Here is a 13222-nt window from a genome sequence, read left to right as displayed (position 1 = left end):
GCCCCTGTGGGACGTACGCGGAACTACGATCGACCGGCGGACCGGACCCGATCAGAAGTCCATGTCACCGCCCGGCATGCCGCCCGGGGCGGCCGCGCCGGCCTTCTCGGGCTTGTCGGCGATGACGGCCTCGGTGGTGAGGAAGAGCGCGGCGATGGACGCGGCGTTCTGCAGAGCGGAGCGCGTGACCTTCGCCGGGTCGAGAATGCCCTCGGCGATCATGTCGACGTACTCGCCGGTCGCGGCGTTGAGGCCGTGACCGATCGGCAGGTTGCGGACCTTCTCCACGACGACGCCGCCCTCAAGACCACCGTTGACGGCGATCTGCTTGAGCGGGGCCTCCAGCGCGAGCTTCACGGCGTTGGCGCCGGTCGCCTCGTCACCCGTGAGGTCGAGCTTCTCGAAGACGGCCGAGGCCTGGAGCAGAGCCACGCCACCACCGGCGACGATGCCCTCCTCGACGGCGGCCTTGGCGTTGCGCACCGCGTCCTCGATGCGGTGCTTGCGCTCCTTGAGCTCCACCTCGGTGGCGGCGCCGGCCTTGATGACGGCCACGCCGCCCGCGAGCTTCGCCAGGCGCTCCTGGAGCTTCTCGCGGTCGTAGTCCGAGTCGGAGTTCTCGATCTCGGCACGGATCTGGTTGACGCGACCCTGAACCTGGTCGCTGTCACCGGCACCGTCGACGATCGTGGTCTCGTCCTTGGTGATGACGACCTTGCGGGCGCGGCCGAGCAGGTCGAGCCCGGCGTTCTCCAGCTTGAGGCCGACCTCCTCGGAGATCACGGTGCCACCGGTGAGGATGGCGATGTCCGCGAGCATGGCCTTGCGGCGGTCACCGAAGCCCGGGGCCTTGACGGCGACGGACTTGAAGGTGCCCTTGATCTTGTTGACGACCAGGGTGGACAGGGCCTCGCCCTCGACGTCCTCGGCGATGATCAGCAGCGGCTTGCCCGACTGCATGACCTTCTCCAGCAGCGGGATCAGGTCCTTGACGCTGCCGACCTTCGAGTTGACGATCAGGATGTACGGGTCGTCGAGCGACGCCTCCATACGCTCCATGTCGGTGGCGAAGTACGCCGAGATGTAGCCCTTGTCGAAGCGCATACCCTCGGTGAGCTCCAGCTCCAGACCGAAGGTCTGGGACTCCTCGACGGTGATGACGCCTTCCTTGCCGACCTTGTCCATCGCCTCGGCGATCTTCGCGCCGATCTCGGTGTCGGCGGCGGAGATGGAGGCGGTCGAAGCGATCTGCTCCTTGGTCTCCACGTCCTTGGCCTGCTCCAGCAGGGCGGCGGAGACGGCCTCGACGGCCTTCTCGATGCCCCGCTTGAGCGCCATCGGGTTGGCGCCTGCGGCGACGTTGCGCAGGCCCTCGCGGACGAGAGCCTGAGCCAGAACGGTGGCGGTGGTCGTACCGTCGCCGGCGACGTCGTCCGTCTTCTTGGCGACCTCCTTGACCAGCTCCGCACCGATCTTCTCGTACGGGTCCTCGAGCTCGATCTCCTTGGCGATGGAAACACCATCGTTGGTGATCGTGGGCGCGCCCCACTTCTTCTCGAGGACGACGTTACGGCCCTTGGGGCCGAGGGTGACCTTGACGGCGTCGGCGAGCTGGTTCATCCCGCGCTCGAGACCGCGCCGTGCCTCCTCGTCGAACGCGATGATCTTGGCCATGTGAAGTGGTCCTCCCGGACAGGGGTGGATTTCTCCGGACCGAGAGGCGCCCGCGACGGACGGCCTGCGTGCGTGGTGGTTCCTTGCCCCACCGCGCCTGCGGGCCTCACCGGCCCGGTCCAAGTTCTGTCACTCTCACCTGGAGAGTGCTAACGCCAATGATTAGCACTCGACCCCTGCGAGTGCAAGCGTCCCTGGTCGAATATGGACCGGACAGCGGACCGGATCCGGACAGCGGCCGCGCCGTCCACCCCGGCCCCGGCACGCGCGAAGGGCCCGGTCCCCCTGATCCGGGGGCCGGGCCCTTCGTGCGTGAGTGGTGTCGTCGGACGACCGCGCCGAGCTCAGCCGACGGCGAGCTTGACCATGTCGGCCTGGGGCCCCTTCTGGCCCTGCGAGATCTCGAATTCAACTCGCTGACCCTCTTCGAGGGTGCGGTACCCGTCCATCTGGATCGCGCTGTAGTGGACGAAAACATCCGCACCACCGTCGACCGCGATGAAGCCGTACCCCTTCTCCGCGTTGAACCACTTGACGGTGCCCTGAGCCATGCCTAACTCCCCTATTACTGGCCCTTGCACAGGACCGCACTTCGCGGGCCCGGGTCAGAACTCACCCTCCGACAGGAGAGGGTGTGCGGCGCCGTAGCGCGTCGACCGCGGCTGAATGTATCTGTCCAACTGCCCTCTGCAACAGGTCAATCGGACGAGAATTCTGGGCGCGACCGAACGCCCGAATATGTGGGATTGCTGAAAATTACGGGCAAGTCGGGCCAGGCAAAGGCCACTTATGCCTCAAGAGGTTCACGTACTTTGGCTGCTTCTTATCGGTCCGGGCGCATTCTCATATGCGGGCGGGCACGGGCAGCGGAGGGGGCTTCCCCAACTGTACCGCGCTCAACCATGCAGAATTGCCCCCTCCGCTTCTCTCGCGGAGGGGGCAACTGCGGGTGCTGCGGGTGTTGCGGAGTCAGCAGCCGCCGGCCACGGCCGGGATGATCGAGACCCCGGCGCCGTCGGGCGTGGCCGCGTCCAGGCCGCCCTCGAAGCGCACGTCGTCGTCGTTGACGTACACGTTGACGAAGCGGCGCAGCTTGCCCTGGTCGTCCAGGACGCGGGCGGCGATGCCGGGGTGGTTCTTCTCCAGGGACTCGATGACCTCGGAGAGCTTCGCGCCCTCCGCCGTGACCTCGGCCTGGCCGCCCGTGTACGTACGGAGGATGGTGGGGATGCGGACCTTGACGCTCATGGTGGTGCCCTTCTTCCTTCGTTCTGGGGTGGTCAGGCGGAGCCGAGGCCCGCGGCGCGGAACGCCTCCAGGCTCGGCTTGATCGTCGCCGTGGCCTGCGAGGTCGCGGAGACCGCGTCGAGCGTCTTGAGGCCGTCGCCGGTGTTGACCACGACGGTGGTGAGCGCCGGGTCGATGACGCCGGCCTCGATGAGCTTCTTCGTCACGCCGAGCGTCACCCCGCCCGCCGTCTCGCCGAAGATGCCCTCGGTGCGGGCCAGCAGCTTGATCGCGTCGACGACCTGCTCGTCGGTGACGTCCTCCACCGCGCCGCCGGTGCGGCGGGCGATGTCCAGGACGTACGGGCCGTCCGCCGGGTTGCCGATGGCCAGCGACTTGGCGATGGTGTTCGGCTTCTGGGGCCGCACGACGTCGTGACCGGCCTTGAAGGCGGCGGAGACCGGGGAGCAGCCCTCGGCCTGGGCTCCGAAGATCTTGTACGGCCTGTCCTCGACCAGGCCGAGCCTGATGAGCTCCTGGAGCCCCTTGTCGATCTTCGTCAGCTGGGAGCCGGACGCGATCGGGATGACGATCTGGTCGGGCAGCCGCCAGCCGAGCTGCTCGCAGATCTCGTACGCCAGGGTCTTGGAGCCCTCGCCGTAGTACGGGCGGAGGTTGACGTTGACGAAGCCCCAGCCCTCGCCGAGCGGGTCGCCGATGAGCTCGGAGCAGAAGCGGTTGACGTCGTCGTAATTGCCCTCGATGCCGACCAGTTCACCGCCGTACACCGCGGCCATGACGACCTTGCCCTGCTCCAGGTCGTGCGGGATGAACACGCAGGAGCGCAGTCCGGCGCGGGCGGCGGCGGCGCCGACGGCACCGGCCAGGTTGCCCGTGGAGGAGCAGGAGAGGGTGGTGAAACCGAAGGCGCGGGCGGCCTCGACGGCGATCGCGACGACGCGGTCCTTGAAGGAGTGCGTCGGGTTGCCGGAGTCGTCCTTCACGTACAGGCCGCCGGTGACGCCCAGCTCACGGGCGAGGTTGTCGGCCTTGACCAGCTTGGTGAAGCCGGGGGTGAGGTTGGGCTTCCGCGCCACGTCGGCGGGGACCGGCAGCAGCGGGGCGTAGCGCCAGATGTTGTCCGGACCGGCCTCGATGCGCGCCTTCAGCTCCTCGGGGGAACCGGTGGGCAGGTCGTACGCCACTTCCAGCGGCCCGAAACAGGACGCACAGGCGAAAAGGGGGCCGAGCTCGAAACGCTCGCCGCACTCGCGGCAGGAAAGCGCCGCGGCGGGACCGAGGTCCACGGAAGGCGTAGTGGTGGTGCCGGGGGTGGCGGCGTTACCTGCAACTGTCTGAACAGCCATGATGGCGGAGGCCCTTTCTCCTCATCTTCCTCGCGACGCATTTCGCCACAAGACGGAATTGGCACCTTCCCCACCGTGACCTCGCGGTCGGTAGGAGGGTTGCCGGGACTTCAACGGGCCGTTCCCTCAGTCCCTCTGGATGAGCTCTATGGCGCTGGATCTTCGATCCAGGCGTTTATGTGCGGTGTGACCCCGACATGCGACGGTCATCCGCGTTGTTCAAGACTGTAACCGAAGCACCGGACCGTTGAGATAGTCGTCCGAACCGCGAGATGGATCACACACAGGGAGTGCCGACCGTGCTCGAAGAGGTGGAGCGCTGGCTGACCAGGCGTTCCTGGTCGTGCGACGACCGCCCGCTGGACCGGCTCACCGACGCCCGGGCCGCCGACCCCCGCCGTACGTCGGTGAGCGTGGTGCTGCCCGCGCTGAACGAGGAGGCCACGGTCGGGGCGATCGTGACGACGATCCGGCGCGAGCTGATGGAGAAGGTCCGGCTGGTCGACGAGCTCGTGGTGATCGACTCCGGCTCCACCGACGCCACCGCCGCCGCCGCCCGGGCGGCGGGCGCCCGGGTGGTCCACCGGGACGCGATCCTCCCCCGTATCCCGGCCCTGCCCGGCAAGGGCGAGGTGCTGTGGCGGTCGCTCCTGGTGACCAGCGGCGAGATCGTCTGCTTCGTCGACGCCGATCTGAAGGACTTCTCGGCGGACTTCGTCTCGGGGACCGTCGGACCGCTGCTGACCGACCCCACCGTCCAGTTCGTCAAGGCGATGTACGACCGTCCGCTCGGCAACAGCGCAGGTCAGGGCGGCCGGGTCACCGAGCTGGTGGCCCGGCCGCTGCTCAATCTGCACTGGCCGCAGCTGGCCGGATTCGTACAGCCGCTGGGCGGGGAGTACGCGGTGCGGCGCTCACTGCTGGAGCGGCTGCCGTTCCCGGTCGGTTACGGGGTGGAGCTGGGGCTGCTGGTGGACGCGCTGCACACCGTGGGCCTGGACGCGCTGGGCCAGGTCGACGTCGGGGTGCGCGTCCACCGCCACCAGGACGGGCAGGCGCTGGGCCGGATGGCGGCGGCGATCTACCGCACAGCACAGCTGCGGCTCTCCCGGGGCCATCTGGTGCGGCCCGCACTGACCCAGTTCGAACGGAGCGCGGAGGGGTTCGTGCCGCACACCCATGCGGTGGACACGGAGGAGCGACCGCCGATGCGGGAGATCGCGGAGTACGCGGAGCGCCACGCGGCGTGAGGGGGTCCGCCGGGCTGTGTGCGGGCCGAGGCGTTTGGCGGCTTCCGTAACGGGCTAGGTTCCGCTACATGGTCTCCGAGCACGCACCCAACTCGACTGCCCAGGTTCTCGTCGCGTCCAACCGCGGCCCGGTCTCGTACACGCTCGGTGAGGACGGGACGCTCGACGCCAGGCGCGGCGGCGGCGGCCTCGTCTCCGGACTGAGCGCCGTGGACGACAAACTGTGGGTCTGCGCGGCCCTCGGCGACGGCGACCGCGAGGCCGTGCGGCGCGGGGTCGGTGAGCCGGGCGTCCGGATGCTGGACATCGACGCCGAGGTGCACGCCGACGCGTACAACGGCATCGCCAACTCCGTGCTGTGGTTCGTCCACCACCTGCTCTACCAGACCCCGGTCGAGCCGGTCTTCGACGCGGAGTTCCGCCGCCGGTGGGCCTCGTACGAGACGTACAACCGGGCCTTCGCCCGGGCGCTCGCCGAGGAGGCGGGCCCCGGGGCGGCGGTCCTCGTCCAGGACTACCACCTGGCCCTGGTCCCCGGGATGCTCCGCGAGCTGCGCCCCGACCTGAGGATCGGCCACTTCTCGCACACCCCGTGGGCGCCCGTCGACTACTTCCGGCTGCTGCCCGACGACATCGCCGAGCAGCTGTTGCGCGGCATCCTCGGCGCGGACCGGGCCGCCTTCCTGACCCGCCGCTGGGCGGACGCGTTCATCGGCTGCTGCACGGAGTTCCTCGGCGGGACCGGCGGGACCCGGATCGGGGTGCACGGGCTGGGGGCCGACGCGGACTTCCTGCGGCGGCGGTCCCGGGAACCGGACGTCGACGACCGGATGGCGGCGCTGCGGGAGCAGATCGGCGAGGGCCGGAAGACCATCGTCCGGGTGGACCGCACCGAGCTGTCCAAGAACATCGTGCGCGGCCTGCACGCGTACCGGGCCCTGCTGGACGCCCACCCGGAGTGGCGCGAGCGCGTCGTGCACATCGCCTTCGCCTACCCCTCCCGCCAGGACCTCGCGGTCTACCGGGACTACACGGCCGCGGTGCAGTCCCTGGCCACGGAGATCAACGGGGCGTACGGGACGGAGAGCTGGACGCCGGTCGTCCTCCACGTCAAGGACGACTTCGCCCGCTCGCTGGCCGCGTACCGGCTGGCGGACGTGGCGCTGGTCAACCCGATCCGCGACGGCATGAACCTGGTCGCCAAGGAGGTCCCCGTCGTCTCCGACCACGGCTGCGCGCTGGTGCTGTCGCGGGAGGCGGGCGCGTACGAGGAGCTGGGCGAGGACGCGATCGTGGTGAACCCGTACGACGTGACGGGCACCGCCGAGGCCCTGCACGAGGCGCTGACGATGAACGGGGACGAGCGCTCCGGCCGCACGAAACGACTGGCCGAGGCGGCGACCGCACTGCCACCGCAGCAGTGGTTCCTGGACCAGCTGGAGGCGCTGCGGGAGGGGTGAGGGCCCTTCAGAGGCGCTCGGCCAGCGCCGCCAGGAAGTCCACCACGGCGGCCGGGCCCGGCACCGACAGGTCGGCGCGCTCGGCCAGTTCGGGCACCTCGGTGCTGCCGCTGCACACCAGCAGGCCGGGGATGCCGTCCGGGCCCCCCGTCCGCAGCTTCTCCACCGCGGCGAACGCGGCGAGGTCCCCGAGGTCGTCGCCCGCGTACACCACGGACTCGGCGTCCAGCTCCGTCACGTAGTCCGCCAGGGCGACGCCCTTGTCCATGCCCGGCGGCCTCAACTCCAGGACGAGGCGTCCCGGTTCGACGATCAGCCCGTGCCGCGCGGCCAGCTCGCCCAGGGGGCCGCGCAGCGCCTCGAAGGCCGCCTGCGGGTCCTCGGCCCGCCGGGTGTGGACGGCGACGGCCTGCCCCTTCTCCTCGATCCAGGTGCCGTGCCAGGCTCCGAACTCGTCCAGTACGCCGGGGAGTTCGGCGCGCACGGCGCTGACGCCGGGGTGCGGGGCGGGGGCGTGGACGGTGCCGGTCACGGCGTCCCAGCGCTCGGCGCCGTAATGTCCGAGAACGACGAGGTGCTCCAGGCCGGGGACGCCCGCGAAGCCGCCGTGGCGCACCGCGACGCCCGCCGGGCGGCCGGTGATCACGGCGATGGAGGCGACTTTCGGCGCGAGCGCGGCGAGCGCGGGCACCGCGCCGGGGTGGGCCCGGGCCTGCTCGGGGTCCGGGACGATGTCGGCGAGCGTGCCGTCGAAGTCGAGGGCGATGACCGCGCGGTCGGGGCGGGCGAGGACGGCGCTCAGGCCCTCGCGGCCGGCCGGGGTGGTCGGGGTCGGCAGGTGTGCGGAGTGGCTGCCCATGCTGCGACCCTAACGCCGTGCGGCGAGTGGCGGCCTCCCTTCCGGTGACGGAAGCGCAAACACGTCGGCCAGAGCCTGGTCGCGGTGCGGCGGGTCCCGCCCACGGCCTGTCAGCGGAGGCCGCCGGCCGGGTCAGCGGCGGCCGCGTCGCGCGTCGCGCACACGCCGCAGCCTGTTCACCGTGACCGGGTCCTCCCGCAGGGCTCGCTCGTCGTCGATCAGCGCGTTCAGCAGCTGGTAGTAGCGGACCGGCGAGATCCCGAGCTCCTCCCGGATCGCCCGCTCCTTGGCACCCGGCCCTGCCCAGGACCGCCGCTCCAGGGCGAGCAGCGCCCGCTCCCGTACCGACAGCGCGGCGGAACCGGGGCCGGGCTCGGGCTCGGGCTCGGTGCCACGGTTGTCGCGATCAGGGGCGGTCATGTCAACCAACCTAACGCCCGCCCCCGACAACGACACCGACCGACTACTCCGCCGCCTCCGCCTGCGTCGCCTCGGCGGATATCCCGCCGAGCACGCTCTCGGGGTTGCTGCCCGGGGCGACCGCGTCGCCGATCTTCCTCTTGACCGCGTCGCTGACCGTGGCCCAGGACGTCTTGCCGAAGGGGGGCAGCGTCGAGTTCGGCAGGGCCGCCAGGAACTCGTGCAGCTTCTTGTGCTTCTTGTCCGACTCCATCGCGGCGGAGGCGCTGCCCGTGACCGGGAGCAGGTCGTACTCCTCGGCGAAGGCGAGGACGTTCTCGTCGGTGTAGGCGTAGTCGAGGAACTTGCCGATCTCCTTGCGGTGACCGTTCTGCTTGAAGCCCATCATCCAGTCGGCGACGCCCATGGAGCCGGTGGTGGGCCCGTCGACGCCGGGCAGCGGGACCATGCCGACCTTGACGCCCTTGGCCTCGGCCTCGTCCATCAGCGTGGGGTGGCCGTTGAGCATGCCGACCTTGCCCTCGGTGAACGCCTCGAACGCCTTCGCCCGGTCGAGCTTGGCCGGTGCGACGGGGCCGGTGAGGCCCTTGCCGACCAGGTTGTCCCGGAGCCAGCGGAAGGTGTTGATGTTCGCGGCCGAGTCGATGTCGTACGCGCCGACTTCGTCCGTGTAGCCGCCGCCACCGCTGAGCAGCCACATCAGGGTCTCGGCCTGGGCCTCCTCCTGCCCGAGCGGCAGGGCGAAGGGGTAGTCGACGCCCTTCGCCTTGAGCGCGGCGGCGCCGGCGGCGATGTCGTCCCAGGTCTCGGGGGCGTCCAGGCCCGCCTGGTCGAAGAGCTTCTCGTTGTAGAAGAGCAGCCGGGTGCTGGCGACGAAGGGCATCCCGTAGAGGGTGCCGTCGACCCTGCCGGCGTCGGTGAGCGAGGGGAGGAAGTTCGCCGTGGTGCGGATGGCGAGCGTCTCGTCGGCGGTGTAGAGCTTGCCGCCCTTGGCGTAGTCGGCGTACGCGCCGATCTGGGCGATGTCCGGGGCCTTGCCGGCCTTGACCATCTCGGCGACCTCGCGGTCGACGTCCTTCCAGGAGAGGACGGTGACCTCGACCTTGATGCCGGGGTGCTCCTCCTCGAAGCCCGCCGCGACCCCGCTCCAGTACTTCTCGGAGCTGTTGGCCGGGCCGGTGCCGTAGTCGGCGGCGACCAGCTTCAGGGTCACGTCGCCCGAGTCGCTCTCACCGCCGCCACAGGCAGACAACGTTGCCGTCATTCCCAGCGCGGCCACCACCGCGGTCAGACCCAAAAAGCGCCGCTGCACAGCCTCGCCCATCCTCGTCGATCGCCTTGCTCACGGGCGGTGCTCCTGGCGTCGCCCACGGCCGTTCCTGTCGGCCGTGGCACCACCAGCTGTCCTGGCACCGTCCGGATGAACTGCGATTTTCCCCCATCGCCGAGGCGGCGGTCTACACCATCGGAGTATCGCTTCGGCAACGTATACGGGCTCCGGAGGCCACAACTGGCGTGCGGTTACTGGCAGTCGGGGACCCGCACCCGTATCTTGGTCCAGACCTTTGGTCCGGATTCCCCCCGATCCTGGTTTCCATTTCGTCGCTTTACGGCACAAAAAGACCCGTCTTCACTCGTCCATCATTTTGTATTCATGCGCAACAAACAGCGCTAGTGGACTAGACCTTTTGGAGTCGGCGGGCGAAACTGTCTCCCGTGAGACATGTCATCGCCCTCGATGTGGGCGGCACCGGAATGAAGGCCGCACTGGTCGGGGCCGACGGCACGCTGCTCCACCAGGCGCGGCGGGCCACCGGCCGGAAGCGCGGCGCCGACGCGGTCGTCGAGACCATCCTCGGGTTCGCCGCGGAGCTGCGCGCCCACGGCGAGGAACACTTCGGCCAGAGCGCCGTCGCCGCGGGCGTCGCCGTACCCGGCATCGTCGACGCCGAGCAGGGCATCGCGGTCTACGCGGCGAACCTGGGCTGGCGCGACGTACCGCTGCGCGCCCTGCTCGGTGAGCGGCTCGACGGCATCCCTGTCGCCCTCGGCCACGACGTCCGCACCGGCGGGCTCGCCGAGGGCCGCATCGGCGCCGGGCGTGGCGCGGACCGCTTCCTGTTCGTCCCGCTGGGCACCGGGATCGCCGGGGCCATCGGCATCGCGGGCGCCATCGAGGCGGGTGCCCACGGGTACGCGGGCGAGATCGGGCACATCGTCGTCCGCCCGGACGGCCCGGAGTGCGGCTGCGGCCAGCGCGGCTGTCTGGAGACCCTGGCCTCCGCGTCCGCCGTGAGCCGGGCCTGGGCCACCGCCTCCGGGGACCCCGAGGCGGACGCCGCGGACTGCGCGAAGGCCGTCGAGTCGGGCGACCCGGCGGCGATCGAGGTCTGGCACAACGCCGTCGACGCGCTCGCCTCGGGCCTCGTCACCGCGCTCACCCTGCTGGACCCCCGCAAAATCATCATCGGTGGCGGGCTCGCCGAGGCCGGGGAAACCTTGTTCACACCACTGCGTGCGGCCGTCGAGGAACGCGTCACGTTCCAGAAGCTGCCCCACATCGTCCCGGCGGCCCTCGGGGACACCGCCGGATGCCTGGGCGCGGGGCTGCTCGCCTGGGATCTACTCTCCACGGAGGTTTCCGCCTGATGGCCGGACGCGCAGCAGACAGCACCGTTCTCGCCGGCGCCCGGGTGGTGCTCCCCACCGGCACCGTCGAGGACGGCCGGGTGACCGTCGAGGGCACCCGCATCGCCGGCTCCGCGCCGGAAGGCGCCCGGACCGTAGACCTCTCCGGCCACTGGGTGGTCCCCGGCTTCGTGGACATGCACAACCACGGCGGCGGCGGGGCCTCCTTCACCTCCGGCACCGTGGACGAGGTCCTCACCGGCATCCGTACGCACCGCGAGCACGGCACCACCACCCTGGTCGCCTCCACCGTGACCGGCGAGATGGACTTCCTCGCCCGGCGCGCGGGCGTCCTGTCCGAACTGGTCGAGCAGGGCGACCTGGCCGGAATCCACTTCGAGGGCCCTTTCATCTCGCCGTGCCGCAAGGGCGCCCACAGCGAGGCGCTGCTGCGCGACCCGGACCCGGCCGAGGTCCGCAAGCTGCTGGACGCGGCCCGCGGCACCGCCCGGATGTTCACCCTGGCCACCGAGCTGCCCGGCGGCATCGACTCGGTGCGGCTCCTCGCCGAGCACGGGGTCATCGCGGCCATCGGCCACACGGACGCGACGTACGAGCAGACCGTCGAGGCCATCGACGCGGGCGCGACCGTCGCCACGCACCTGTTCAACGCGATGCCCCCGCTCGCCCACCGCGAACCCGGCCCGATCGCCGCCCTCCTGGAGGACGACCGGATCACCGTCGAGCTGATCAACGACGGCACCCACCTGCACCCGGCGGTCCTGGAGCTGGCCTACCGCCACAAGGGCGCGGGCCGGGTCGCGCTGATCACCGACGCGATGGACGCGGCGGGCTTCGGCGACGGCGAGTACCAGCTCGGCCCGCTCGCGGTCGAGGTCACCGACGGGGTGGCACGGCTGGTGGAGGGCGGCTCGATCGCGGGCTCCACGCTCACCCTGGACACCGCGTTCCGGCGGGCCGTCACCATCGACGAGATCCCCGTCGAGGACGTCGTACGGTCCATCTCCGCCAACCCCGCACGGCTGCTCGGCGTCTACGACCGGGTCGGTTCGCTGGACCCGGGCAAGGACGCCGACCTGGTCGTCCTCGACGAGGACTTCGTCCTCAAGGGCGTCATGCGGCAGGGCGAGTGGATCGTCGAGCCCAAGTCCGACTAGTCCGCCCAGCCCGACGAGGCCGGCCGGGCCGACCAGGCAGACGGGTAACGAAGCGATGGCGGTCGGCGCCCGGCACTGGGCCGACCGCCATCGCTTTGACATGATCATCAGAAGCGCGTGCCGCAAGCGAAGGCGCGCACCACTGGGGCCATGCACCCGAGGGAGGGGCCGGCAGAGGTGATCCTGACCGTCACTCTGAACACCGCGCTGGACGTGACGTACACCGTCGACGCGCTCGTCCCGCACAGCAGCCACCGGGTCGGCGAGGTCATCGAACGCCCCGGCGGCAAAGGCCTCAACGTCGCCCGGGTCCTCGGCGCGCTCGGCCACGAAGCCGTCGTCACCGGCTTCGCCGGAGGCCCCACCGGAGACGTCCTGCGCTCCCTGCTCGCCCCGCTCCCCCCGCGCGACGAGCTCGTCCCGGTCGCCGGGAACACCCGTCGCACGCTCGCCGTCATTGACCGCTCGACCGGCGACACCACCCAGCTCAACGAGCCCGGACCGCAGGTGAGCCCCGCCGAATGGGCCGCCTTCCTGCGGACGTACGAGGAGCTCCTCGCGGAGGCCGACGCGGTCGCGCTGTGCGGCTCCCTGCCGCCCGGCATCCACGTCGGCGCCTACGCCGAGCTGGTCCGGGCCGCCCGCGCCGCCGCCGTACCCGTCCTCCTGGACACCAGCGGCGAACCCCTGCGCCGGGGCATCGCCGCCCGCCCCGACCTGGTCAAGCCGAACGCGGAGGAGCTGGCCCAGCTGACCGGCGCCCGCGAACCGCTGCGCGCCGCCGCGGACGCGCGCCGCCGCGGGGCCCACGCGGTGATCGCCTCCCTGGGCCCGGAGGGCGTGCTCGCCGTCACCCCCGAGGGCACCTGGCGGGCCGCCCCGCCCGCCCCGGTGCGCGGCAACCCGACCGGAGCGGGCGACTCCGCGGTGGCCGGTCTGCTGTCCGCCCTGGCCGAGGGGCTGGACTGGCCGCAGCGCCTGGCCCGCACGGCGGCCCTGTCGACGGCGACGGTGCTCGCCCCGACGGCCGGGGAGTTCGACGCGGCGGCCTACGTGGAACTGCTGCCGCGCGTGCGCGTGGAGCCGCACACGCCGACGCCCTGACCACCGGGGCGGTGATCAGGGCGTCGGTACGGCGGGTGGCGGTCAGCCGTTCTTC

The 13222-nt window shown here is 71.0% G+C and carries 12 protein-coding genes and 1 riboswitch; of the genes, 5 read left to right on the top strand and 7 right to left on the bottom strand.

The features are described 5' to 3' along the window. Window positions 1–51 precede the first annotated feature (51 nt). The 4 genes from groL to thrC form a co-directional block, all read right to left on the bottom strand. The gene (groL, locus tag ACZ5WC_RS26620; RefSeq protein WP_047177982.1) at window positions 52–1674 is read right to left on the bottom strand and encodes a chaperonin GroEL; all 1623 of its coding nucleotides are present in this window, start codon (window positions 1672–1674) and stop codon (window positions 52–54) included. 344 nt (window positions 1675–2018) lie between these two features. Further along, window positions 2019–2225, bottom strand: a complete 207-nt coding sequence (locus tag ACZ5WC_RS26615; RefSeq protein WP_003967346.1) for a cold-shock protein — start codon at window positions 2223–2225, stop codon at window positions 2019–2021. 418 nt (window positions 2226–2643) lie between these two features. Next, entirely contained in the window at window positions 2644–2922 is a 279-nt protein-coding gene (locus ACZ5WC_RS26610; RefSeq protein WP_468543154.1) for a MoaD/ThiS family protein, read from the bottom strand. A gap of 32 nt (window positions 2923–2954) precedes the next feature. Beyond that, window positions 2955–4268 (bottom strand): threonine synthase, encoded by a 1314-nt coding sequence (gene thrC / locus ACZ5WC_RS26605; protein WP_468543153.1) that lies wholly within the window; start codon window positions 4266–4268, stop codon window positions 2955–2957. Window positions 4269–4286: 18 nt separating this feature from the next. Next, window positions 4287–4414, bottom strand: a riboswitch (SAM riboswitch). Between the two features lie 153 nt (window positions 4415–4567). On the opposite strand from thrC, the gene ACZ5WC_RS26600 reads away from it, so the two are divergent. Together ACZ5WC_RS26600 and ACZ5WC_RS26595 are read left to right on the top strand one after the other, a co-directional pair. Next, entirely contained in the window at window positions 4568–5518 is a 951-nt protein-coding gene (locus ACZ5WC_RS26600) for a glucosyl-3-phosphoglycerate synthase (RefSeq protein ID WP_468543203.1), read from the top strand. A gap of 68 nt (window positions 5519–5586) precedes the next feature. Then, window positions 5587–6978 (top strand): alpha,alpha-trehalose-phosphate synthase (UDP-forming), encoded by a 1392-nt coding sequence (locus ACZ5WC_RS26595; RefSeq protein ID WP_468543152.1) that lies wholly within the window; start codon window positions 5587–5589, stop codon window positions 6976–6978. 7 nt (window positions 6979–6985) lie between these two features. Here ACZ5WC_RS26595 and otsB read toward each other — a convergent pair whose 3' ends face one another. From otsB to ACZ5WC_RS26580, 3 genes are all read right to left on the bottom strand, one after another. Continuing rightward, window positions 6986–7837 carry a trehalose-phosphatase gene (gene otsB, locus ACZ5WC_RS26590; RefSeq protein ID WP_468543151.1) on the bottom strand — a complete coding sequence of 284 codons (852 nt, stop codon included), beginning with the start codon at window positions 7835–7837 and terminating at the stop codon, window positions 6986–6988. A gap of 132 nt (window positions 7838–7969) precedes the next feature. Further along, window positions 7970–8257 carry a DUF3263 domain-containing protein gene (locus ACZ5WC_RS26585; RefSeq protein ID WP_468543150.1) on the bottom strand — a complete coding sequence of 96 codons (288 nt, stop codon included), beginning with the start codon at window positions 8255–8257 and terminating at the stop codon, window positions 7970–7972. 43 nt (window positions 8258–8300) lie between these two features. Further along, the gene (locus ACZ5WC_RS26580) at window positions 8301–9581 is read right to left on the bottom strand and encodes an ABC transporter substrate-binding protein (protein WP_468543149.1); all 1281 of its coding nucleotides are present in this window, start codon (window positions 9579–9581) and stop codon (window positions 8301–8303) included. A 431-nt stretch (window positions 9582–10012) separates the two neighbouring features. Here ACZ5WC_RS26580 and ACZ5WC_RS26575 point away from each other — a divergent pair, with 431 nt between their 5' ends. The 3 genes from ACZ5WC_RS26575 to ACZ5WC_RS26565 all read left to right on the top strand — a co-directional run bounded on the left by ACZ5WC_RS26575 (window position 10013) and on the right by ACZ5WC_RS26565 (window position 13167). Further along, a complete protein-coding gene (locus ACZ5WC_RS26575) occupies window positions 10013–10906 on the top strand; it encodes an ROK family protein (protein ID WP_468543202.1) in 894 nt (297 codons plus the stop codon). Then, window positions 10906–12063 (top strand): N-acetylglucosamine-6-phosphate deacetylase, encoded by a 1158-nt coding sequence (gene nagA, locus ACZ5WC_RS26570; RefSeq protein WP_096629012.1) that lies wholly within the window; start codon window positions 10906–10908, stop codon window positions 12061–12063. Before ACZ5WC_RS26575 ends, nagA begins: the two co-directional genes overlap by 1 nt. Before the next feature lie 177 nt (window positions 12064–12240). Next, window positions 12241–13167, top strand: a complete 927-nt coding sequence (locus ACZ5WC_RS26565) for a 1-phosphofructokinase family hexose kinase (RefSeq protein ID WP_468543148.1) — start codon at window positions 12241–12243, stop codon at window positions 13165–13167. The last annotated feature ends 55 nt before the right edge of the window (window positions 13168–13222 follow it).

The organism is Streptomyces sp. NPDC033165, from assembly GCF_055577965.1.
Note: the sequence above shows the minus strand (reverse complement) of the source record. Positions and strands in the feature narration are given on the sequence as shown.